Origin of the sequence: Methanobacterium formicicum DSM 3637 (assembly GCF_000302455.1) — an archaeon.
In the GTDB taxonomy this organism is placed as follows: Archaea; Methanobacteriota; Methanobacteria; order Methanobacteriales; family Methanobacteriaceae; genus Methanobacterium; species Methanobacterium formicicum_A.
Window position 1 is genome coordinate 1 of record NZ_AMPO01000013.1, and the last position, 24,772, is coordinate 24,772.

Annotated in this window: 22 protein-coding genes, 1 tRNA gene and 1 pseudogene; 13 read left to right on the top strand and 11 right to left on the bottom strand. The window is 38.4% G+C overall.

Annotation, left to right across the window (positions count from 1 at the left end):
- The first annotated feature begins 276 nt into the window (after window positions 1-276).
- The 8 genes from glmS (at window position 277) to A994_RS11955 (ending at window position 11,002) form a co-directional block, all read left to right on the top strand.
- Window positions 277-2,058, top strand: coding sequence for a glutamine--fructose-6-phosphate transaminase (isomerizing) (gene glmS, locus A994_RS11920; protein WP_004031902.1), 1,782 nt, complete (start codon window positions 277-279; stop codon window positions 2,056-2,058).
- A 294-nt stretch (window positions 2,059-2,352) separates the two neighbouring features.
- On the top strand, window positions 2,353-2,640 hold the full coding sequence (locus A994_RS11925) for a hypothetical protein (RefSeq protein WP_004031903.1): 288 nt from the start codon (window positions 2,353-2,355) through the stop codon (window positions 2,638-2,640).
- A gap of 393 nt (window positions 2,641-3,033) precedes the next feature.
- A complete protein-coding gene (locus A994_RS11930) occupies window positions 3,034-3,615 on the top strand; it encodes a helix-turn-helix domain-containing protein (RefSeq protein WP_004031904.1) in 582 nt (193 codons plus the stop codon).
- Window positions 3,616-3,656: 41 nt separating this feature from the next.
- Window positions 3,657-4,067, top strand: coding sequence for an acyl-CoA thioesterase (locus A994_RS11935; RefSeq protein WP_004031905.1), 411 nt, complete (start codon window positions 3,657-3,659; stop codon window positions 4,065-4,067).
- Between the two features lie 245 nt (window positions 4,068-4,312).
- Window positions 4,313-5,974: an AMP-binding protein gene (locus A994_RS11940; RefSeq protein ID WP_004031906.1), complete on the top strand. Its 1,662-nt coding sequence runs from the start codon at window positions 4,313-4,315 to the stop codon at window positions 5,972-5,974.
- 51 nt (window positions 5,975-6,025) lie between these two features.
- Window positions 6,026-6,595, top strand: a complete 570-nt coding sequence (locus A994_RS11945; protein ID WP_237739746.1) for a 2'-5' RNA ligase family protein — start codon at window positions 6,026-6,028, stop codon at window positions 6,593-6,595.
- 349 nt (window positions 6,596-6,944) lie between these two features.
- Window positions 6,945-9,434 (top strand): DUF5814 domain-containing protein, encoded by a 2,490-nt coding sequence (locus A994_RS11950; RefSeq protein ID WP_048204262.1) that lies wholly within the window; start codon window positions 6,945-6,947, stop codon window positions 9,432-9,434.
- 443 nt (window positions 9,435-9,877) lie between these two features.
- Window positions 9,878-11,002 carry a ligand-gated ion channel gene (locus A994_RS11955; RefSeq protein WP_004031913.1) on the top strand — a complete coding sequence of 375 codons (1,125 nt, stop codon included), beginning with the start codon at window positions 9,878-9,880 and terminating at the stop codon, window positions 11,000-11,002.
- 117 nt (window positions 11,003-11,119) lie between these two features.
- On the opposite strand, the gene A994_RS11960 is transcribed toward A994_RS11955, so the two are convergent.
- From A994_RS11960 to A994_RS11975, 4 genes are all read right to left on the bottom strand, one after another.
- A complete protein-coding gene (locus tag A994_RS11960) occupies window positions 11,120-11,674 on the bottom strand; it encodes a LemA family protein (protein WP_004031914.1) in 555 nt (184 codons plus the stop codon).
- A 460-nt stretch (window positions 11,675-12,134) separates the two neighbouring features.
- Window positions 12,135-12,207, bottom strand: a tRNA-Ile gene (locus tag A994_RS11965).
- Between the two features lie 343 nt (window positions 12,208-12,550).
- Window positions 12,551-12,841: a metal-sulfur cluster assembly factor gene (locus A994_RS11970; RefSeq protein WP_004031915.1), complete on the bottom strand. Its 291-nt coding sequence runs from the start codon at window positions 12,839-12,841 to the stop codon at window positions 12,551-12,553.
- 188 nt (window positions 12,842-13,029) lie between these two features.
- A complete protein-coding gene (locus A994_RS11975) occupies window positions 13,030-13,944 on the bottom strand; it encodes a DUF5591 domain-containing protein (protein ID WP_004031916.1) in 915 nt (304 codons plus the stop codon).
- A 296-nt stretch (window positions 13,945-14,240) separates the two neighbouring features.
- Between A994_RS11975 and A994_RS11980 the strand changes: the two genes are divergently transcribed.
- The gene (locus tag A994_RS11980; protein WP_004031917.1) at window positions 14,241-15,002 is read left to right on the top strand and encodes a hypothetical protein; all 762 of its coding nucleotides are present in this window, start codon (window positions 14,241-14,243) and stop codon (window positions 15,000-15,002) included.
- Window positions 15,003-15,105: 103 nt separating this feature from the next.
- Window positions 15,106-15,903 carry a UbiA family prenyltransferase gene (locus tag A994_RS11985; protein ID WP_004031918.1) on the top strand — a complete coding sequence of 266 codons (798 nt, stop codon included), beginning with the start codon at window positions 15,106-15,108 and terminating at the stop codon, window positions 15,901-15,903.
- A 138-nt stretch (window positions 15,904-16,041) separates the two neighbouring features.
- On the opposite strand, the gene A994_RS11990 is transcribed toward A994_RS11985, so the two are convergent.
- The 4 genes from A994_RS11990 to A994_RS12005 form a co-directional block, all read right to left on the bottom strand.
- A complete protein-coding gene (locus A994_RS11990) occupies window positions 16,042-17,223 on the bottom strand; it encodes an NAD(P)/FAD-dependent oxidoreductase (RefSeq protein ID WP_004031919.1) in 1,182 nt (393 codons plus the stop codon).
- Between the two features lie 4 nt (window positions 17,224-17,227).
- On the bottom strand, window positions 17,228-17,395 hold the full coding sequence (locus tag A994_RS11995) for a DUF362 domain-containing protein (protein WP_048204263.1): 168 nt from the start codon (window positions 17,393-17,395) through the stop codon (window positions 17,228-17,230).
- 297 nt (window positions 17,396-17,692) lie between these two features.
- The gene (locus tag A994_RS12000; RefSeq protein ID WP_048204264.1) at window positions 17,693-18,016 is read right to left on the bottom strand and encodes a hypothetical protein; all 324 of its coding nucleotides are present in this window, start codon (window positions 18,014-18,016) and stop codon (window positions 17,693-17,695) included.
- 371 nt (window positions 18,017-18,387) lie between these two features.
- Entirely contained in the window at window positions 18,388-18,702 is a 315-nt protein-coding gene (locus A994_RS12005; RefSeq protein WP_004031921.1) for a hypothetical protein, read from the bottom strand.
- A 130-nt stretch (window positions 18,703-18,832) separates the two neighbouring features.
- Here A994_RS12005 and A994_RS12010 point away from each other — a divergent pair.
- Window positions 18,833-19,170, top strand: a pseudogene (locus tag A994_RS12010) (YnfA family protein).
- A gap of 263 nt (window positions 19,171-19,433) precedes the next feature.
- Here the strand turns inward: A994_RS12010 and A994_RS12015 are convergent.
- The 3 genes from A994_RS12015 to A994_RS12025 all read right to left on the bottom strand — a co-directional run bounded on the left by A994_RS12015 (window position 19,434) and on the right by A994_RS12025 (window position 21,344).
- Window positions 19,434-19,610, bottom strand: a complete 177-nt coding sequence (locus A994_RS12015; protein ID WP_004031924.1) for a TIGR04165 family Cys-rich peptide — start codon at window positions 19,608-19,610, stop codon at window positions 19,434-19,436.
- Between the two features lie 131 nt (window positions 19,611-19,741).
- Window positions 19,742-20,023 carry a hypothetical protein gene (locus A994_RS12020; RefSeq protein ID WP_004031925.1) on the bottom strand — a complete coding sequence of 94 codons (282 nt, stop codon included), beginning with the start codon at window positions 20,021-20,023 and terminating at the stop codon, window positions 19,742-19,744.
- A gap of 166 nt (window positions 20,024-20,189) precedes the next feature.
- Entirely contained in the window at window positions 20,190-21,344 is a 1,155-nt protein-coding gene (locus tag A994_RS12025) for a TIGR04083 family peptide-modifying radical SAM enzyme (RefSeq protein ID WP_004031926.1), read from the bottom strand.
- A gap of 529 nt (window positions 21,345-21,873) precedes the next feature.
- Between A994_RS12025 and A994_RS12030 the strand changes: the two genes are divergently transcribed.
- The gene (locus A994_RS12030; protein ID WP_004031927.1) at window positions 21,874-23,778 is read left to right on the top strand and encodes a YhgE/Pip domain-containing protein; all 1,905 of its coding nucleotides are present in this window, start codon (window positions 21,874-21,876) and stop codon (window positions 23,776-23,778) included.
- A gap of 374 nt (window positions 23,779-24,152) precedes the next feature.
- Window positions 24,153-24,539: a hypothetical protein gene (locus tag A994_RS12035; RefSeq protein WP_004031928.1), complete on the top strand. Its 387-nt coding sequence runs from the start codon at window positions 24,153-24,155 to the stop codon at window positions 24,537-24,539.
- Window positions 24,540-24,772: the final 233 nt, after the last annotated feature.

Here is a 24,772-nt window from a genome sequence, read left to right on the forward strand (position 1 = left end):
TAGATTAGGATTATAATAGAATTATAGTTTGGGATTATAATAATAGATTAGGATTATAATAGAATTATAGTTTGGGATTATAATAATAGATTAGGATTATAATAGAATTATAGTTTGGGATTATAATAATAGATTAGGATTATAATAGAATTATAGTTTGGGATTATAATAATAGATTAGGATTATAATAGAATTATAACTTGGGATTATAATAGATTGGCATTACTTACTACGTTACCTAAACTTTAAAAAAACACTTACTTGGGTGAAATTAATATGTGTGGAATTGTGGGATGTATACTTAAAAGTAATAAAGCAGCACCTGTGCTCCTGGATTGTGTTCAGCGCCTGGAATACAGAGGTTATGATTCAGTGGGTATTGCTACTTATTCATCTTCTGGAATCCAGATCAGAAAAGACCGGGGAAAAATTGACGAAGTTTCAGAGGAACTCCACCTGGAAGAACTTCCCGGAGAAATGGGCATAGGTCATGTTCGCTGGGCCACTCATGGCCTTCCAACCCAGGAAAATGCTCATCCGCATACTGATTGTGAAGGAAAAATTGCAGTGGTTCACAATGGTATCATAGAAAACTACAAGGAACTTAAAGACCAGTTGATACGTGAAGGGCACCAGTTCGTATCCCAAACTGATACAGAGGTTATTCCTCATCTCATTGAAAAATACCATAAAGAAGGGCTTGGCATGGAAGATGCCATGAATAAAGCTATCAGTAAGTTACATGGTTCCTATGCCTTTGCAGTTGTCAGTGTAGATGAACCCAACAAGATCATGGGAGTTCGGAAGGAAAGTCCACTCATACTGGGCCTGGGAAACGGCGAATACTTCCTGGCTTCTGATGCTCCAGCCATACTGCAACATACACGACGGATTATTTACCTGGCAGACCATGAAACATTCATCATTGATGCTGATGGTATCACTGTAAAGGATGTGGATGGACAGGTAATTGAAAAGAAAATCGAAACCATTAAATGGACTCCTGAAATGGCCCAAAAATGTGGTTATCCCCATTTCATGCTGAAAGAAATTCATGAACAACCAGAAGCAGTTAAAAACACCCTTTTTGAAGTTTCAGATATTGAGGAGATCGTCAAAAAATTCCCCAAATTCAAACGCATCACCTTTGTAGCATGTGGAACATCATATCATGCCTCACTTGTTGGAAAATATCTTTTTGAAGGTCTTTTAGGGTTGCCTACAGATGTAATGCTGGCATCGGAGTTTGAATTCTCAGAAAAAGCCATTGATCCCGAGTCACTGGTTATATTCATCAGCCAATCAGGAGAAACAGCTGATACTCTTAAAGCCCTTAGAATAGCCAATAAAAAGGCAAAAACCCTCACAATTGTTAACGTACTGGGTAGTACAGCTACAAGGGAAGCTGATTATGTTATATTCACCAGAGCAGGACCTGAAATAGGTGTAGCGGCAACCAAGACATATATAAGTCAATTAACCTGTATATACCTCCTGGCAGCATGTATGGGTAAAAACAGGGAGCTTTTAGATGAACTGCAACTGATTCCAGATTACATGAAAACAGTACTCTCCTTTGAAGATGAAATCAAAGAAATGGCAGCTAAGTACAAGGATGCCCAGGATTTCTTCTTCATTGGCCGAGGATTTTCCTACCCCACAGCCATGGAGGGGGCATTGAAACTCAAAGAAATAACCTACATTCATGGTGAGGGATATGCAGCTGGTGAACTTAAACATGGACCATTAGCCCTTATAGATGATGATGTGCCCGTGGTAGCGGTGGTACCTCCAGGTAAAAGTCACGATAGGACCCTCAGTAACGTGGAAGAAGTTAAAGCCAGAGGAGCACGGGTTATAGGTCTTGGATCAATTGATGATCATGTCCTGGAATATGAAGCCAGTGATATGATAAAATTCCCTGCCCAGATCAGTGAATTAATATCACCCCTGATCTACGTGGTGCCTTTACAGTTATTATCTTACCATATAAGTGTGCAGAGAGGCATTGACCCGGATAAACCAAAAAACTTGGCAAAATGTGTAACTGTGGAATAAAACTATCCTCTTTATTTCATTTTAATCCAGATAACAGAATATCTGCCGGGTAAAAGGAATTTTCGTGATGAAGACATTATTACTCCATACTCTAGCTTAATTGTTGAGTTATGCAGTAGGGCTATTCTATTTAAAGGTGTTTTGAGATATTAATCTACAGAAATCTAACTAAATTAAATAATTAATTCAAAGAATTAAATTATTAACCTGAATTTATCATTAAATCCCATGGTATTTGATTAACTGGGGTTATTAAGTGATTGATAGTTTTATGTTAGATGAAAGGTAATTTAAATGACTCCTAAAAAATCAGGAACTCTGTTCATTGTTCTAATGATTGCACTGGTTGCCTACGGGGCTGCTTCAGGTGCCAATGCTTTAAACATAGGTACCGATATTGGGGTGGGATTAATTCCATCGAACTTTAATTTAAACGGTGATCAGAAGATCAGTGAGATCGGTGATTCCAACTTCACCCCGGTTCACATTGTAAAACATATTCAGGTTAACATCACCAATACCACCAATACCACTAACAACACAACCGTCAACACCACTCCCACCAATGGAACCACTCCCTGAGATTATATCCATAAATTAGATTGATAATTCAGGATGTATTCCTGGAAAATAATCAATAAATTCAATATGTTTCTGGAAAATAATCAATAAATTCAATATGTTCCGGGAAATAATCGGTAAATCCAATAAATCAACTTTTTTTATTAAGTTGCAGATATGGAAAATGATGAAACATTTAGTCACCGTTCCCTAAAACCTATTTTAATGGGTCTCATGGATGGGTGGGTGTAATATTTAAAAAAATGTTTAAGTAACTAAAGTATAATTTTCAGGTATACTAAAATTAAGATATACTATAAAATATGCTAAAAATTACATGATTAAAGTTTACGTTTATGAATTGAAAATTATGAAATTGAAAAATTTAATATTTATGAAATTAAGGTGATTTGAATGAATGAGGAGAACAAAGTTGGAGCGAAAATCCGTCAGTTAAGAGAAGATCGAAAACTTTCGGTGGAAGAACTGGCCGATGCCAGTTATAGCAGTGTTGAACTCATAGAAGACCTGGAAAGCGGAGCACTGGTACCATCACTAACTCCTCTTTTAAAAATTGCACGGGCACTGGGAGTACGCCTGGGCACCTTCCTGGATGATGCCCCTCACAGAGGCCCTTTCATGGTTAAATCTGGAAAATCAGATAACATAATCCGATTTTCTGGTCAGGGACTTGGCGAACACAGCAACCAGAGTGCATTGGAATTCTACTCACTGGCCTATGGGAAGGGGGACAGGCACATGGAACCATTCATCATCGATGTCCACCCCACTGAAAACCAGGATTACGAGCTGGCATCCCATGAAGGTGAAGAATTTCTGTATGTTATCCAGGGAAAGATAGAAGTGCTTTACGGGCAGGATAAATACCTTTTAGAACCTGAAGACAGCATTTACTACGATTCAGTGGTTCCTCACCACGTACATGCCAAAGAAAAAGATTCAAAAATGTTGGCAGTGGTTTACACTCCCTTCTAAAATGAGGGAGACCCTTTTATAAAAATTGGAGATACTTATACATGTACACTATTACAGTAACACCGCGATTTGGAGACTCAGACGGATTAAGACACATAAACAACATAGTACTTGCTGAATGGTTTGAACTGGCAAGAAACGAGATTTACCGATTATTCACCCCAGATCTCGACCTCAGCTACGAGAAATGGAAACTGATAATGGTTAAAACCGATTTCGAATTCCTGGGACAGATGTACTACAGAGATGATGTGGAAATAAAAACCAGTATAATACGAATTGGTAACAGTTCCTATACCACATACCACGAAGCATGGCAATCAGGACACCTTAAAGCAAAAGGAACTGCAGTCCTGGTGAACTATGACTTCATACAGCAGAAATCACGACCAATACCCGATGATATAAGGAAAAAACTGGAAGAACATCTAGATGACTATTCAGGTAAATAACTTACCTAATTCCCGGTAAATAAATTCCTAATACTATCTAAATGGCATATTTCAGGTAAATAACCTAATTTCATAAGGGTTTATTTCAGGTAAATAATCTTGTTCCTGTAAATAGCTTAGTTCAGATGAATAGATAATTACGCTAAATAACCTGTATTGGGAAAATATATTCGAAGGGAACTAATTATTCAAAAAAATAAAGTCAAACCTACATATTTAAGATTGTAAAACGTGGAGTTTTTAAAATGGTTTTTAGTGAGCTTACTATTGGTGATTTCCTGGAAGAAATGGTAAAAAAGGATCCCAATCAGGAATTCATGGTATACCCTGACCGAGATCTTCGTTTCACCTACCAGGAGTTTGATGAGAGAGTCAACCTCCTGGCCAAGGGTTTCCTGGAAATAGGAATAAAAAAGGGAGACCACGTGGGTATCTGGGCCAAAAACGTGCCTGACTGGCTTACCATGTTGTTCGCAACCTCCAAGATCGGAGCAGTTCTGGTCACAGTTAACACCGCTTACAAAAGCCATGAACTGGCATACGTACTGGAACAATCAGATATGAAGGCCCTGGCGATTATTGATGGATACCAGGATGTTGATTACATCCAGATAGTTTATGAACTCATCCCTGAACTTAAAACCCAGGAAAGGGGTAAACTCAACAGTGAAAAATTCCCATTCCTGGACAGTGTGATCTACGTGGGCCAGGAAAAGCACAGGGGAATGTACAACACTAACGAACTACTCTTACTGGGAAACCACGCAGATGATGAGGAATTCCAGCGGATCAAGTCATCTGTTACCAATGATGAAGTGGTTAACATGCAGTACACCTCCGGAACCACTGGATTTCCCAAGGGTGTTATGTTAACTCACCGTAACATCTTGAACAATGGATATTACATTGGTGAGAGGCAGAAATTCACCGAAAAAGACAGGTTATGCATAACTGTGCCCCTTTTCCATTGTTTCGGTATTGTACTGGCAGTGATGGCCACCTTCAGTCACGGGGCCACTATGGTAATGGTTGAACTTTTTGACCCACTACTGGTTCTGGCTGCGGTTCAAAAGGAACGCTGCACAGCCCTATATGGGGTGCCTACCATGTTCATTGCCGAGTACAGTCATCCTATGTTTGATATGTTCGATCTTTCCAGCCTCAGAACCGGGATCATGGCAGGCTCCACCCCGCCCATTGAGGCCATGAAAAGGGTGGTCAACGATATGAACATGACCCAGATAACCAGTGTTTACGGATTAACTGAAGGGTCACCTGGATTCACTCAGACCAGTGTGGATGACCCCCTGGAGAAGAGGGTGGAAACAGTGGGCAAACCCTTACCAGAATGTGAAGTTAAAATCGTGGACCCTGAAACAGGAGAAACCCTGGGACCCCACCAGACCGGGGAAATATGCTGTAAAGGGTACAATGTTATGAAGGGCTACTACAAAATGCCGGATAAAACCAGGGAAGTCATAGATGAAGATGGATGGCTCCACAGTGGGGATCTGGCAAGTGTGGATGAAGAAGGATACTACTCCATAGTGGGCCGTATCAAGGACATGATCATCCGTGGAGGAGAAAACATTTACCCCCGTGAAATCGAGGAATTTTTATACACCATGCCCGGAGTTCTTGACGTGCAGGTAGTGGGAATCTCTGATGAGAAGTACGGAGAAATCGTGGGGGCCTGTATCATCCTGGAAGAAGATGCAGAACTTACCGAGGAAGATGTCCGGGACTACGCCCGAACCAAGATTGCCCGTTTTAAGGTACCCAAACATGTGTTCTTTGTGGATGAATTCCCCCTTACTGCTAGTGGAAAGATACAGAAATTTATACTGAGGGAACAGGCAGAAAAACTTCTAAAAGAAAAACTGGAAGAACAGGAAAAAGCTCTTTAGGAAATTTCTTTATAGGGGTGGGTTACTATTTTCCCATTCCCCTAACAATTTATGACAGAATTCAGTTTGATTCAAAGTGCGGAGGCCCAGTTAATGTCATTATTAGCTCTAGCATATCCTAAAATTAATCAGAAGGATTACCAGTGGATTCAGGAGTTCCGGGAAGAAAATGACGAGCTTTATCATGGTGTGGTGGAGCCCCATTTTACCCTTGTTTTTCCAGTATTCAACCAGAGACCAGAAACATTCATTGAAGAAATTAAAAGAAGAGCAGCAGATCACAGTAGGATAGAATTTGCCATAAGATGTGCAGTTATGGAAAAAGATGCATTCACCCCCTACTGGCATGTTTTCCTGGTGCCAGATGAGGGTTACAGCAAGATACTCAAACTTCACGATAGTCTTTATTCAGGGAAACTGGCTGATGAACTCCGAATGGACCTCCCCTTCATCCCCCATATTGGCATTGGTAATTCCATAGAACAGTGGACCTGCAAAGAACTGGTTGATCAGATAAATTATTCGGATATGGAGATAAAGGGCACCATAGAGGAAATTAACGTGGCAGAATACCATGAAGAACGGGTTGAAACAATGGAAAAAATAAAATTATCCCCTTAATTATTTTTTTGATGGTTAATTTGTAAACTTTAATTTCATCATAAGTCTGGTTTCTTCGATTTTATGATAATTAATTTTAGGTTTGGCACTGGGGTAAGTAAGTTTTGCACATGTTTAGGTGGTTCTGTAGGTTTTGCATACCCGAATCTAATTTTTCACTAAAATTGGTCCCTAAAATGGATACCATGGGTTCATATAGCTTTAACTAAGTGTGTTTTTAATTTTAATGAAATAGATATATGTGAAGGAATATAAACTAGAATAATACGTTTTAAATGGATATATTGCGTATATCCTGTGAATAACGATTTTAAGATGAATACATGAATTTTTGACAAGTAATGGTAAAATGATAATTTTAAGACGTAAAAAGAAGATTGTGGAATTATTCCCCATTGGAAGTTCAAAGGGTGCTTTGAATAATCGAAGAACACCTTTCTTCAATGGTTACATTAAGTTTCGCAGGGTGGATGGTCAGCTAAAGATCCACAAGTTCATAGTCACCAAAGACAAGGAGATCATCCTGCCTCCCAGTGAAGCAGTCAAGGTCCTGCGGAAACAGAACGTATTCCTGGTTGGCCGGGACCCCGATACAGAAGAATTCCTCCAATCATTGAATATAAAATATAATTACACTCTTATATGCAGGCACTGCACTTTTGAAGGTTTCATAACATTGATCCAGAGGGAAAAATCTTACCTCTATCACGGGGACTATCTCTGCAGGGTATGCGCAGAAAACGAGATAAAAAGAGAGCTAAAATCTCGTTCATACGACATGAGCACCTTCCCCAGATTCAGGAAAATGCTGGATGAAACTGGTGATCTTTCGAAAGTACTGAGTGTCTTTGACCCACGCTTCGATCCGCTCAAAAACCGAGAACTTACTTTATACGATAAAGTAACCACTAAAAAAGATACTCTTCCTAAAGTCAGAATTGATAGTCTGGATATCCCGGAAGCCTTTAAAAAATCTTTAAAAAGCCAGGGAACCCACCTTTTACCAGTTCAGGTTCTGGCACTTCAGGCAGGACTCCTGGAAGAGGAAAATCTACTGGTGGTATCAGCCACTGCCAGTGGAAAAACGCTTATTGGGGAACTGGCAGGCATACCCCACGCCCTTGAAGGTGGTAAATTCCTATTTTTAACTCCGCTGGTGGCATTGGCCAATCAGAAGTACCGGGATTTCAAGAAAAGATACCAGAAAATGGGGTTAAACGTTTCCATAAGAGTGGGAATGAGCAGGATAAAGGCCAAAGAAGAGCTTACTCTTCCGGATGAGAAAATAGACACATCAGACATTGTGGTGGGAACCTATGAAGGTCTGGATTTTCTTCTACGCGCTGGAAGATCATCCCAGCTGGGTGATCTAAAAACCGTGGTGGTGGATGAAATCCACATGTTGGGAGATGATGAGCGAGGGCCCCGACTCAGGGGACTCATACACCGCCTGAGGGCCCTATTCCCTAATTTGCAAGTCATTGGACTTTCAGCCACAGTCCGAAACCCCAAGGAAATTGCATCAGAATTTGGCATGAAACTGGTTGAATACCCACTGCGCCCGGTTCCTCTGGAGCGACACCTGATATTCACCAGAACCGAGGAGGAAAAAAACCATCTCCTAACCCAGATCGCCCGTAATGAATACCAGAACCGATCTCAAAAGGGTTACCATGGTCAGAGTATTATTTTCACCAATTCCCGTCGTAAAACTCATACTGTGGCTGATTACCTGACCCGAAGGGGTGTAAAGGCAGCAGCATACCATGCAGGGTTATCCTACTCTAAAAAAAACCGGATCGAAAAAGAATTTGGTGCACAGAAGCTGGGGGCAGTGGTCACCACCGCAGCATTAGCAGCGGGGGTGGATTTTCCTGCCTCGCAGGTACTTTTTGAAAGCTTGACCATGGGGAATAAAACACTCACACCCAATGAGTTTTCCCAGATGCTGGGCCGGGCAGGAAGACCCACTTACCATGATCAGGGAAAAGTATATCTTTTACCAGAGGTTGGCCGGAGTTACGGAGATGAAACCGAGGAAATGCAGGCCATGGAACTTTTATCCAGTGATGTGGAATCAGTCAATGTAACTTACTCTGAGGACAGTCAGATTGAGCAGTTCCTGGCTGATATATGTGCCGGAAGGGTGGATACCTTCTCCCAGATAAGTCATGAATACCGTAATGATGAGTTACCAATTGAATTTGAAGAAGCCTTCAATATACTGGTGGATTATGGTCTGGTAAAGGAAAAAGATGGTAAAATAACACCCACCTCCTATGGGCGGGCGGTTTCAATGTCCTTTTTATCATATCCCTGTGCAGATTACATCCGGAAGAACCTGAACCGGATGCATCCCATGGACATAGCCCTAAAATTGGAACCATTTGAAAGCGCGTACCTTTCCAACAGAATAACCACACAGATAGGTCGTATTCTTAAAATAAACATGTCCACTCGCTTATTTGCTGACAGTACCCTGGATATACTGAGTTCTGGTTCTGCGATTAATAAACTGGAACCCAGCTTGAGGGAAAGACTGACAAAACTCCAGATGGACTTTTACACCTGCCGGTGCAAGGAAAGACCGTTCTGTGGTTGTTTCCAGAGGGAACTATCCCGAAAAATGGTCAAACAGCGCCTGGCAAAGCGGGACCCAGTGGATATAAGTCGGAGGTTAATGCGGGATTATGAGATACATGCCTATGCTGGGGATATATTCAGCTGGCTGGACTCCCTTATCCGGATGCTGGAGGCAGTGCGCAGGATAAGCCAGGCATTTGGCAAGAAAAAAGTGGTTGGAGAGTGCAACCGGTTAATAAGGCAGATTGAAAATTAATTATATACTCTCCTTTTTGTTTCTTTTTAATTTGCAGTATTCTCTAAACGTTCGTAGTATTTTTTTTAAAATAATAGAACGTATCCTCTAAGAAGAACATATCCTCTAAAAAGAATAATATTCTCCAAGACTTTATGATATTTCCCTAGAATCATGACCATATATTAAAACTGATTTTATGGATTTCGGGAAAAGTGTCTAATTTAGTTTGCAGCTATCCTTTTTTGGCAGTGTTTATTGTTAAACTGGGTCCTTATGAATCTTCCCACTCATATAATCACTGCTCTTGTGGTGGTAAACTAAAATGTTATCTGGATATATATGGAAATAATCATAACCGGTAAATAGAAAATTCTAATTGTTAGAACAGTTCTAATTATCTATGATAATTAATTGAATGAAAGTTTTACCTAGAAACCAATCTTTGTGGGGGGTTAACTTTTTTGTCTGGTAAATCTAATGGGAACCAATCGAAGAATGGGGAAGTTAAGCCCTGGGGACGTAGATTCCTGAGATGGTGGATAATAGGGGTTATCCTGATATTTTTACTTGTTGGTAGTTATATGGTGGGAACTGTTTATGAAAATAAACAATCGGCCGTCACCAGACATGTGCAGTGGATAAGTCCCAATCTTACCGAAACCGGCCTCAGCGCAGATGATTTTAATCTTTCTTCCAATATTACTCCCACTAAAGTTATTTCTGGGTTTTATGTGGATCGAATCAAGGATCTATCTTTATCCGATAGTGTATGGACTGTTGATTTTTATATCTGGTTTAAATGGAATGGTAGTGAGGTCAATCCCGGTGAAAACTTCCAGGTTATTGATGGGGAAATAGAAAAAAAGGAACTGGTGGATGAATACACCAATGGAACTGAACATTACCAGATTTACTATGTCACAGCTAAGATCACCAAATTCTTTGATGTTCTAAGATTCCCAGTGGATAGTCACCTGCTTAAATTGGAGATAGAGGATAAAAAAACTGAAAGAGAAAATTTAATCTATGTAGCGGATAATAGCACCTCCAATATAAATCCAGGGGTTCAAATTCATGGTTACAGTGTTGAAAAATTTTCTGTTTTAGAAAAGCCTCATATTTATAATTCCAGTTTCGGAGACCCTCGCATAGAAACGAGGCCAACATCCTACTCTCAATTGAGAGCAGGTATTGATATATCCCGACCAGACCTTGGATTTTACTTCAGAATATTTATAGGATTGTTTGTAGCTGTTGCAGCTGCACTGGTGGCTTTATTCATTAAACCTACTGAAGCTGAGCCCCGTTTTGGATTAGGAGCAGGAGCTTTGTTTGTGGCAATTGCCAATACCATAGTCACCTCTGGACTAATACCAAAAACAGGTATCATGACCCTGGCAGATATGGTGAATGACTTAGGGTTGCTTTTAATTCTTATAACCATAGTAGAGTCAACTATTTCATTATATATCTATGATATTCGGGGTGAAAAGGAGTTATCAAGGATATTGGATAGAATTTCTTTTATATTCCTGCTTATTATTTATATAATCGTAAATGCAGTAATTGTAACTTCAGGTTGGTGATGAATAAAAATTGGTTAATGAATAGTAAAACGGTTTATTGGGGGAAAATTCGGGGATTGGCTTATAAATTGATTATAAAATAAGAAAAATAGTTTAATACAAGTTTTAGTTCCAAAGCTAGAAATCCACTTTAGGAACTTCTCCGGGTTCATGTTCAAAGTATTCAGCTTCTTCAAAATTGAAGAAATTCGCCAGTATATTGTTGGGGAAAACTTCACGCTTGTTGTTATAGGTTAAGACTATTTCATTGTATAATTCACGGTACTGGGCGATTTTATCCTCAGTTGCAGATAGCTGGTCCTGCAGTTCCAGGAAATTTTCATCGGCCTTCAAATCAGGATAATTCTCTGCCACTGCAAAAAGGCTTTTCAAAGTACCGGTCAGAATATTATCCGCTTTTTCATTTTCCTTAACAGTTTCTGCGTTGTTTAAGTTTGAACGTGCCCGGGCAACTTCCTGGAAGGTGGTTTTTTCATGTGCTGCGTAACCCTTAACAGTTTCCACCAGATTATCAATCAGGTCAGATCTTCTCTCCAGCTGTACATTTATCTGTGACCAGGCACCTTCAACCCCGTTTTGAAGTTTAATCAAACTGTTGTAGATTAAAATAATTATGGCAAAGAATATTACAATTATTAAAACTACCAGTCCAAAACCAATTAAGTTCCACATTAAGACACCTTTATCCTCATTATTACCTACTAATCCAGTTAGGTTATACTTTATTTAAATGTTTTTAAAGCCACTGGTATTAATTTCAAAAATCTCTCGGGTCATCTTAACCAGCTATCTTCAGTCATCATTTAATGAGGTTAAATAGCAATTAAAATCATTAAATGGGCTAAAATTGATTAAAAACTTTAAAATAATCTGTAAATCAAAATAAAAGGAAGAAAATGGCAAATTTAGGTAAAAAAAATGAGGTAATTAATTACCAAATTTACCATTGCTCCAGCTATATAGTATCCTAAACTCACCATATAAATTTTTTGAAAAGCAGTTTATTATTACATTTTTGAAAGATCTGCTATCAAAAATCAATGGGTAAACAAAATGATATGTGAATTAATTTTGAATTATAATATCTTAAAATATGTTAAATGTTAAATGGGATGCAAAAAATGAGTATGAATGGGCCCGCTGGGATTCGAACCCAGGACCTCACGGTTATCAGCCGTGCGCTCTACCGCCTGAGCCACGGGCCCCTCAAATGTTAGTAACAGCTTTTAAAACCTGAATTTCATGAACAAATTCAAAAACTGCAGGGGTAGATTCTTGATTTAGAATTCATCCTATATATACCTTTGCGGTGGTATCATTACTAAAATAGTATTAACTTTTTTTAAAAGCACCTGTTTTAAAAAACATCTACTTCTCAAAGGTTCAAATGATAATTTATACTATTTTTTCTAGCTAAATAATAGGAGTAATGGAGACGACCAGTTATAGTGAGATTTATCCCCTCTGAAAACTCAACTACAGTTGTCTTCCATGAATTCCCTTTAACACACCATAAAAGTGGGATGTGTAATGTTTTAATAAGAATCTCTATTTGTTGACCATTTCACTGATGGCATCAGCCATCATATGACCTTCAACCTGGACTTCTGCCTTGTCGATTCCTTCCACTTTCTCAGCAGCTACACGAGCTTGCATAGCCATGTTGGCAGCGCTCATGCAACCGGGGTTGGTTGGTTTTATAATGATTTTGGCAGTTTTATCAGCTTCATTAACCTCTATATCGGACACAAGGCCCATTTCCACAATACTAATTCCCATGTGGGGATCAGCTACCTGAGCCAGAGCTTCTCTAATTTTTCCAACTAATTCATCACTCATAACAATACCTCAAATGATTTTTTTATTTTTCACACTTTTTAGTGCGTTATAATGTATAATTACTTTAAAAAACCTTCATATACATTAAATAATACTTTTATATACATCAAATAATTCATATACCTTAAATAAAGGTACTCTTCTATTTCCATATTTATGCTATTTAAACTTATTTATAATCTGGGAACTTAAGTCACCCGATGTCTAACTCGAACCGCCACACCTTTTTCTCCCTTTTTCATTTCATTACCGGTCATGATAGCCTTACCTACTCCTATTACTTCTCCTTTTCGCACGATGACCACTTCATCCTTTGGAATTATCCCTGGATGGGCGTCCACCACTCCCGGAGCAAACAGGGTATTGGTCTTCATGTCAAAATCTATTTCCACCCAGTTAACACCAATCTCATTCAGGATGATGCCTCCCTTAATGTTTAAGCTGTAAAGCCCGTTGTTGTGGTGTAAGACTGCGATCTGTTCATCACCCTGCATCAACCGCCGGTCAAACCTTCCCCTTAATTTATAATCATCCGGCACCAGCTGGTCAGCATCCCGGGTGTTAAACTGGTAACGGGCTATGGAGCGGAGCATGTGTGGTTGGCGGGCACGACTTTTGAGCTTATTGTATTTTCTAACCTCATTTTTGAGGTTGGTCATTGAATCTGGGGATGTGGTTTTACTATCCTGACAGGTAAAAGTGGCCTGTGGCAGATATTCCTGACAGACTTCCAGATAACCGTGGGCCACATGGGCTATGACCTTGTGGTCTCCAATATACTCTTTTAGACATTCCCCTGTGATTTTTATTTCTTCACGGGACCAGTCTCCAACTGTGGAAACATCGTAGGACTGGATGGGATAGGTTTGTTCCATTTCCCGGGGGCAAACACCAAATGGTGATGTTAAAATCGCTTCCTGCAGGCCCTTGGTGGCCTGAGTGAACACATGGTGTGACTTACTGGCAGAATAAGGTTTACGCATACTGCAGGGTAAGACCACCACCACCTCTCCCAGGGGCTCTAAAAGTTTCATTCTCTCCCTCCAGCGACGTGCTTCTGGACGATTAAGTGAGGTTTCAGTGGTACATAGTACTTTGATCATTATTTTACTCCTAAATTTGTTATATAAATCAGTTATTCTGCTTTATAACTTAATTATTCGCTTTGAATTATTATTATTCCTTATAAATTGGTTATATGGGTTATTTCAGTCATATTGGTAATTTTTAGTTTTTCCAGTTAATTTATGGTTTTATTATGTTTAGATTTTTTCAGGTTAAGGTTTTTTTTCTTCTGTAGAAGTTGTTTTCTCCTTATATTATTATATCCTGACGAGTTCAATATAATTTTATATGTTAAATGGTAACTTTAGGGGATACTGATAATTTAGAGGTATACATGAATGGATACAAAATAATGGATCAGGAGGAAAACCAGACTTTTGTAGTCACGCAATCCTATCAGAATCTTCTTTCAACTTTTCATAAACTGCCTGATCATGGTGGGATTATTGTACACGTGGTAGGGGCCCCTGGAACTGGTAAATCCACCAATATATATGCTGCGGTGAATGAACTGGGCTTAAATTTTTATGAAGCCAAATTACCAATTCCTTCTTTGGATTTAAATTCACGAGATGTATTCAATTTGATGGTAAAATCCATGAAACAAGATCTGGGAGTTAAATCCAATGAAAGTTTATTTGATGTGTTAAAAAAATTTGATGCAGTTCTATTTGCAGACCTATTCCATGATTATCATGTGGTTAATGAAGACTGTGCAGGGTTCAGTCAGTGGACAGATTATGCTGGTTTTAAATCATTAAATTTTTATTTAATATGTATTTATGAGTATTTAAGGCATAGAAATGATTTTAAGGATGTTAATATGGTATTCCAGACTGCTTGGAGAATTTATAGGGGTGGTAAGAAGAAGGATTTGTTCACGGACATGGGGCCCCTCTCCAGGTTGGCTGTGTCAATACTTGAATTTCCATTTGAAGTGGTGGAAATATCTTACTCAGAAGAGGAAACCATAAATATAGTAAAAAGCCATCTAAGTGATACCAGCAGTGATGAAATAAAACAATACATGAAAAAATATGGTAACAAACCCCGTTTTATATGTCAAGACATTAAAACCGGTTTACAAAATGAGTGAATTTTTTCAAAGTATCGTTCTGTAATTTTCCGGTATCATAGGTATTGTATTCCCCAATGATTATCTGGTACTGAATGGAATTATCCTGTGAATGGAGTTTAAAATGATAAAAACCCTGATAAAATCCACCCGTATGACATGGGCATCCAAAAATGCCAACATGTTTTTACTGGCACTTACCTATGCCTATTTTTCCAACACTCCCATCAATAATCCCTTTGAGATTTTAGGTGGTCTGGTACTGGTTTCTGTTCTATGGGGTGCTCTGTACACACTTAACGATCTGACTGATCTGGATTTAGACCGAGGGGACCGTCAAAAGCAGGATCGTGCTTTTATAAAGAACAAGGTGGATAAAGAGTTCATACTCCTTTTTGTGGGAATTTTAACCTCTGCAGTATTCATAATCTCCTTTGCAGCTTTCCCGCCTGCTTTCACCTTTATAATGTCATTGATGCTGATTAATCAGTTGATATACACTGTTCCACCCATCCGCCTCAAGGAAACAAGTCTGGCTCCTTTTTTTAGCACTGCCACCAATTCAGTGCTGCGCCTGGCTTCCTGTGCTGTGCTACTGGGAAATGTTTTCCTGGTTCCCATTTCAGTTTACCTTTTCATGTACCTGGCGGGTATGGGAACTTACCTGATGTACAAATCTCATTCCAAGGATGCCAGTCTGGTGGCGATTATGGGGGGTGCAGTACTTCTTTACATGCTTTACTCGGGGGACATGAATTTAATACAATTCGCGGTGGCTGTTTTACCCTCTTTCCTGGCAGCAGTGCCTCTTTATTTATCACTGTTTACAAATAAGGAATCCATGTTCCATCTGGCAGATATACTGTACCATCAGGTGGCCATGGTATTTTTCCTTCTGTGCATACTGGTAATCGTATTTTAGTGGAAGTTTAGTAAAATTAGTGAAGATTAGTAAAGTAATGAATTCTAGTGGAATGGAAAAATCAAATAAAATATGAAATGTTTCAAAGGTTAAAAATTTCTTAACCTTTAAAACGGTTAAATCACATTTGAAGTATGCTTAGAATAATTTACCTAACTTTAAAAGAGCTTTTGGTGAGATTTTAACCAGTTTCCTAACCATTTCTGCGGTGTTAATGGTCTCAAAGTCACTGTCCTTGAAAACATTGGCAATTTCATCTAATTCTTCATCAGAAAGGCTTAAAAGATATTCTTTAGCTTTAAGGTACTTTTTGAATGATTCTCCCAGTTCATCTTCGCAGAGTTTTTCGTAGACTTTGAGGTTTTTATGGGAATAATCACCATCACTAACAGCCTGGGCAGCAACCTGACCAGCTATACGACCTCCCAGCATACCACTGATTATACCTCCACCAGTGAGTGGGTTTACCATGCTGGCAGCATCTCCAGTCACCAGAACGTTATCTGCCACCATTTTTTTGAGTAATCCACCTACTGGATCACCACCAACGTTGAGTTCCACAGGTTGAGCATTCTGAGTGGCGGGGTTGCTTTCCACAAACTCTAAAAGGTGCTGGTATGCAGTTTTGTCGGTTATGGTGGTTAAAACACCAAGACCAACATTGGCTATGTCATCCCCTTTGGGGAATATCCAGGCGTAACCTCCAGGGGCTACACTACCAAAGTGGAATTCTATACAATCTGGTTCTGCCATTTGGACTCCGGCCATTTCAAACTGTGCGCAGGATTCCATATTTTTAGGTTTAAGGGCAGTTTTGAGTCCAGCCCATCTTCCAACACGGGATTCAGGGCCATCAGCAGCTATAACAATCTTGGCTTTGATTTCCAGTTCTTCTCCCATGTGCTCGACAGTAACCACGACCTGGTCTTCTTCTCTTCGCAGGCCGGTAGCCAGAGTTTTTACCATGATCTTAGCACCGGCACGGCCGGCATCCATAGCCATAAACTTATCAAAGACCTTACGTTCCAGGATATAACCTGCTTCAGGGAGTTTCACTTTTTCATCTGTGAGGTTCACTGCAGTGCCGTTGGGTGAGACCATTCTAACTCCAGTGGCCTCTTTGGTCACCCATCGTGGGGATGGTTCAATTCCCAGTTTCTTAAGACCGTCTTTGGAGACACCTTCTGCGCATCTTTTGGGTGATCCTATCTCTGATTTTTTGTCAATTACAATTACCTGGGCACCACCAATGACTGCGTGTTTGGCCGCTGTTGAACCGGCAGGACCGGCACCTATAACCAGAATATCAGTTTCCATCATTTTATCATTCCTTTTTTTCCAGGGCCTTTACTGGACACACCTGGAGACATATCTGGCAGTCTTTACATTCTTCTTCGTTGAAATTTAAACTGATTTCCCGTACTTCAATGAGGTTACGCGGACAAACACCCGCACATTCCCCACAGTACATACACCATTCCTTGACTATCATATTCTCAGTCCTATCGTTATTTTTAAATTAACAATTGAATCATTATCAATTGAATCATATTATCAAACTTAAATTATTATCAAATCTTTTTATTTCTTACAATATTAGTTTTACTTTTTTAAAAAATCCTTGGCTATTTTATTCAATTTAGTGATAAATCTAATGAAATCAAATGTATTTTAAATCGCTTAATTCCCAATCTGGTATTCCCAATTAGGTATTTTCAAGATTTTTTTTAATCTAAGAATCAAAAACTGTTTTTAAAAGTAGGAAATAAATGAAATTTAGAAAATAGTTTTAAGCAGTTGTATTGGTTTCTTCAGAAGGGGTATTTGTGGTTGGTTCTTGTGTTTGAGTATTAGTTTTTTGGGTTGTGTAACTACTGCTTGATGTTGTTTTTCGGGTACTGGTGCTGGTTGTGGCTTTCTGTGATGTTGCTGTTTGCGTGGTAGTGCTGTTATTGGTAACTGTTGCGGGTGTGGATGTATTGGTGGATATATTACTATTTAAGGTTTGGTTGGTGTCTGGTGACTCGGCAGGACTGTAACCCATTCCCACTACTGATCCAGCAATTACTCCAACTAGTAGTATAGGTATGATTATCATATCTTTCCTAATCATAAAATCCACTCCTTAAATCAAATCCACTCCTTAATATTATCTGATTATTTATTACATTTATATTTTTGCAGAGTTAGAGTGAATTAGACTTTCAAAGTCTTGTTACATTAAAAGAATCCGTGGTCAATCAGAATTCCATTATTAACGATACAAGAAGAGTCTTTAACTATTTTTCATAAAATAGGAGGATATCTAAGTATAATCTCAACAATGAACAGATAGTAATCTAAATGGTTAATGGTAAGTTAAATAGTTATTTTACTAATAAAATAATTCATTAAATCAATAATTCATTAATCATGTAATCATTGATATAACATGTAATCAGCAGATAATTGTCAAAAATATCGTTAATTAATCTGGACATCTGCTTATTGTTGACTTCTACCTTCTTTGCAGAAGTAACCGGCTGGTTCCCCACTGAATAGGTTGTTCTCTTTCCAAACCAGACACTTATCGCACTGACATTCTTGATTGGTATTTAGGTCCCCTATAGTTTCCTTTTCTCCAGAGCAGTACATTGCTGGAATTCTTTCCTCTTCAATCATCATCCTGGAGTCCAGATCTTCCATTGCAATTTCATCTATTATTTTCATTTTATCCAGAACACATCTTGATCTATTTTGCACCGGACAACAGTCACAAAGACATTCATTCAGGTTTTCCAAATTGAATTCAACGTCCATCCAAATATCCCCCTTATCCCATTATCAATTGTTTAATTATGGCTATTATTAGAAATACAATTATGTGAAGAATACAATTATATGATTGTAGATGTTCTCAAATAATTATTTAACATGGCTGGAGGAGGTGATGGGAATCAGTGTAATTTTTAAATCATTGTTATTCTTTATTCTAGCAGGTTTATGTGAAATAGGTGGAGGATACCTTATATGGCTCTGGTTAAGAGAAGGCCGGGGCATTGAATTAGCATTTTAGGTGCCATTATCTTGGTACTTTACGGTGTTATTCCCACATTACAACCTGCTAATTTTGGAAGAGTTTACGCGGCTTATGGTGGTGTTTTCATTGCAATGACTTTAATCTGGGGTTGGCAAATAGATAAGGTCATTCCGGATAAATTTGATATTATTGGTGCCAGCATAGCACTTACCGGAGTTTTTATCATCATGTACTGGCCTCGTAGTTAACCATGTGTTGAAGTTAACCCGATTAATTAATTATTATTACTTAACGTCATAAATCACCAAGGAAAACCCTTAAAAATAATGTAATCTAGAATTTATAGAAATTGTAATCTAAAATTTATGGTATAAAACTGCTTTAACTGTTAAATAATGAATACTAAAAAAATAATGAAATACTAAATATTGCAATACTAAAACAGCTTAAAAATAATTAAATTTAATTAAAAGTAATTTAAAAAAAGATTTTAAATAAGCAGGATACATTCCTACTCATTTTCTTCTTCATTTTCATCTTCACGGGATTTAAACACATAACCACAGTCACTGCATGTAAGGTTTTGAGTGGTGCCAAAGGCACGATGTTTTGCATCTAATCGTCGGTTAAGGGTTTTATCTTTTGAACCGCATTTTGGGCATTTTTCATTCAATTTACCTAAATTCATCATATGCCTCCATTTAGAGTGAATTCTATGTCTGGGTATCTTAATAGTTCATATTAGGTTCATAACATCATTAAGTTCATATCATTCTGGTGGGGTACGTGTTCTTAGGGGGTATTGTAATGTATTAAACTTCATGTTGATGGTTGAGTTGTGGTTGTTTGATTTTGAGTGTTGTTTTGAGTGTTGTTGCCGCTGTTGGTATTTGTATCACTGGAAGATGTTGTTGATTGCTGGCTTTGAGCTGCCTGTCCAGACTGTGTCTGGTCCGATGAAAGGGGGTTTTTCAAAAGGGTGAATTTTGTGGAATTATTAGTGGTATTGTTACTTACAGAATTGGCTTCAGCGAAGTAACCCAAGGCAACCACTCCTATAATAAGCAGAACGCCTATAATTACCGGTGTACTTCTTTTCATATCAAGTCATCTCGTTATTTTATTTTTTTTGTTATCACGTTACTGGAGTATTTAGTAAATGAAAAATAATCATTTGATTATTTATGAATAATTTTTATTTAATCTTTTGCAAAATCAAACTTTGGTTTCAAATCCTGAAGGTTTCAAAACATGAATTCTTGATGAACTAAGAAGGTTTAAGCATTATGGACATTATTCCCTTCTTTGCTTTTTGTTCCATACCAGATGTATCTGGAACCATACCCATACTCGAACCCAGCATTTCTTTAGTGGCTCGCATGGTTATCTCCTTGAATATCATCTTGTACGCAGTGCAGTGAGGGTCCACCCCGTTGATTTCAGCTTTCCCTGTCTCTTCATTGATGGAAAGAGCATTGTACGGGCATCCGCCCCGACAAAACTTAATGTAGGAACATTTCTTGCATTCTGAGTCCACGTAATCCTTGAATTCCTGAAGAAGCTTCCATGCATCAGACTGGGAAAGATCCTCCATACTGGGATGGTCCCGTACGTTTCCAATAACGTATTCCGGCATACCAACGAAACGGTAACAGGGATAGATGCTACCATCGGGACCAACTGCAAAGGTGTCACCCATGCAGTCTACAAAGGTACAAACCACTCCTCTGCGGATAAAAACACACTTACAAAGGTGGTCAATGTTTTTAAGCTCAATTTGGTCCATATGTTCCAGGTACTGATCCAGGAGATAGATTAAAAGTTCCCCATACTCTTCAGGGGATAAAGCCCATTTTTCAGGGTTATCATCACGTAAAGATGGGAGAGCAGGGTGTAGTTTGAGGTTCAACCCATTTTCCAGGAAGAAGTTAAAGATATCCTCTTTGTACTGTATGGAGTATGATGTGAAGGTGGAAATGAAGCTAACCTGCAAATCCTGCTCTCGAGCAATTTCATATCCTCTCATGGTCTTCTGGTAGTAACCTTTTCCCCTTTGCAGGTCGTTAAGTTCTTCTGGACCATCCAGGCTGGAACCAATTGGTATGTTATATTCTTTGAATAACTGGGCCATTTTCGGGGTGAGATTCCACAGATTTGTTTGCAGGGCGAAGGCCGGTTTAAGATGAGCTAACTCTTCTGCCAGGAGGGGTAATGCTTCGGAAAAAAAATCATATCCTGCCAGTAATGGTTCTCCACCATGGAACGTAAAGGTCACAGGTTCCATGCGGAAATCCTTGAGCCATTCCACAGTCTCTTTGATAACATCAATATCCATAACTGGAGATCCTTCCTCAGAACTCCAGCAGTACTCACAGTCTGAGGGACAACCCAGGGTAGGGATCAGCATAACATGAAAAGCCATTAAGTTCACCACTTATTCTATTAGTTCATTATGAACATTATTGTACGAACATTTACTTTGCAAAGATCTTAGTTTATCTTTTTTGTAAATATCCTATTTTATCTTAATTTTTAGATATTGCACTTTTAGTGATATATTTAACTGTTTGAAGGATCATTGCACTGTTTTAATAATTATTGTACTGTTTTAGAAATATTCCTTCGGTAAATGTATTCTCAAATGAAACATTAGATAGTCATTATAGGGGGGTCTTGTTTTTATACCTTACTCTGGCTATTAACTGGTTTTGGGACTCTGGCCTTTTGTAGGTCTAATTTTAAGATTTATAGCTGGAAATTTTTATTAAACTCTAAAATAGCTATATTTTTAGTTTTTTCTTAGATATAATGGTTATTACCTGTTGAAAAACCTATTCTGGATTAATCAAAATTTTGAATGATTAATAATCTAAGAAATGTTTTTATAGGATGAGGGCAGAGACTATAAACTTCTATTACACTACCTCCCTTAAATTAATTGGATGGTTTTAATGATTAAAGGTGCAAGAGAAATTTTTAAAAGCGATCTTAGGGCTATAAAGAACAACCCTGTAGTTTTAATTGTCCTAGCGGCGATTATCATAATCCCCTCAATGTACGCCCTGTTGAATATTCAGGCAACATGGGATCCCTATGCTTTAACATCTAACCTCAAAGTGGCAGTAGCCAACGAGGATACAGGTTCTACTCTTAATGGGACCCAGTATAATGTTGGAAATATGCTGGTTGATGAATTGAAGGATAACGATAAATTCAACTGGCAATTCGTTGATGAGGAAACAGCGCGAAACGGGGTTAAAAATGGAGATTACTACGCAGCTCTTATAATACCCGGTAATTTCAGTCAGACTGTACTATCCATTGACACCACCAATCCACAGCAGGCCAATATAGAATATGTGGTTAATGATAAACTGAATGCCATTGCCCCTAAAATGACCAACACCGGGGCAGATACCTTACAAACAAAGATCAATGATGAAATAGTGGAAACTGTTGATGGTATCATATTTGGTAAACTCAGTGATGTGGGTCAGCTGGCCAAGGAGAACAAAGCAACGTTTCTTAAAACAAAATCCATGCTAAATGAGTTAAACGGGAATTTAGGAAACATTGATAATGATCTACTTCAGGCTAACTCAGTAATGGCCACTGTTAATGGAATCTGGCCTAAGTTCAGTGCACAGCTACCAGTTATGAAGAGCGAGGCTGATGAGGTCAAATCGAAATACGATACTCTGTACAATTACATTCAGAGTGACCCTGCAAAGGCCCTCTCCACAGTTCAGGATATGGAGTCCGTTGATACTAAAATTATAACTGGCTTAAAATATGTGGATGCCTTTTTAGTTGCCCTTTACAATCAAACCGGGGATGAAAATTTAAAGCCAATCATCGCCCAGGTCGAAGATGCCACTACCAAGGCAACTACAGTTCTCACACTCTTACAAGAGATTGAAGCAGATATTGCCAGTAGCAAAGACCCTTCAGGTAAGTTAAATCAACTTAAAACTTCAATTGACCAGATGGACAGTGCCATTAATTTCTTGGCAAACAACAAGGACAACATTGATCAGGCCATCAATACTGCATCAGCTAAACTGGCCATGGCCAACTCCCAATGGCCGGAGGTTAGAAGTTCCATCCAGACTGCAACTAGTAAAGTTAATTCAGTGGATGAAGCTGATCTGGATCGTTTAATTGCATTTGCGGACACAGATCAAAACGGTGTGAAAAATTACTTTGAAACTCCGGTAAAACTGGATAAAACCCATATTTATCCGGTAGATAATTATGGTTCTGCACTTGCACCGTTCTATATTGCAATCTCTTTATGGATTGGTTGTATAATTGCAGTAGCAATGATCTCCATGCGTGTCAAATCCCGGAAGAAGTACAGTGCCGAAACAGTGTATATGGGAAGAATGGGCCTATTTTTATTAATAGGTTTAATACAGTCGTTTATAGTTGCGGTAGGGGCTTTACTCATGCATATTCAGGTCTCATCACAGCTTTTGTTCCTGTTTACCACCATCTACATTGGTCTGTGTGGTATGGTTGTGGTCTACTCCATGACCTCTGCCTTTGGAAATGCAGGGAAAGCACTGGCCATTATAATCCTGGTTCTGCAGATAACTGCCACCGGAGGAACATTCCCAGTGGAGCTTTTACCCTCATTCTTCCAGGCCATACACCCCTATCTTCCTTTGACTTATGCTATTGGAGCACTGCGTGAAGTGGTTGCTGGTGTATTATGGAGTAATTTCTTATACTGCATAGGAGTACTAGCCATATTCCCAGTTGTAAGCTTTATCCTGACTTTGATCATCAAAGAAAAAGTTGATAAACGGGCCCAGTGGACGGAAAGCAAGTTGAAAGACAGCGGATTGTTCTAAAATAATTCCTTTTTTTTATTTTTCTATTTTTTTCAAATTAAATTAATCTAAAAGTTACCTCTTAGTTCTGGAGATTTTCTTTGTTCTTTTCAAGTAATTTTTGATTTACTGATGTTTTAACACCTTAACCATTGATTAAAAACTCTAATTATTTACTTAATATCTTAATTATCTATTTAACACTCTAATTATTTATTTAATATCTTAATTATCTATTTAACACTCTAATTATTTATTTAATATCTTAATTATCTATTTAACAGTCTAATCATCTATTTAATATCTTCAGATACTTCTCAACTACTCTCTCTACCCTAATGGCCATGACTAATGGAACCTATAGTATTGCACCCCATTGTAGGAGTTGATCATTTATGAGAGTAAGTCAGGGAGTGCTTTGCAGAATGAGAGTGGAACTTTATCATCCTGAACTATTCAAAGAACATGAAGATGTTATTATTTTCACCAGGGAAGAATTTAGAAGAATCTATGAGTCCATGGTTCAGCAGATAGAACACATCACTCTATTGGACATGAGCTTGGATCGAAGTGAGGCATGGAAAATGCTGGGGGTGTGGCCTAGGATTATGGAACGTGTACACCTGTTAAATTTGAATTTAGAAACTATTTTCAGTAACAAGCCATTACAGGCCTATCTTGATACATATATCTATGATAACACAGAACTACCTGAAATAGTCACAGAATCCTTAAATGGTATGGTTACAGTGGAATCACTGGGTACTACCTGGTTAAAATAGGTTTATGGTTAAAATAGTTTGAGATTATTCTCAACCCGCATAGTAACATGCTTAACTGGTTGGAATATTGGATATTTATGATTCATTACCTCATAATGGGAAATATTAGGTTTATAAAGAGATATACTCGGTATAAAAATGGCATAGTAAGTATAAAAGGATATACTGGGTTATAAGGCGAAATAATAAGTTATTAAAAGATATACTGGGTTTATAAATGGATAATGTGTTGA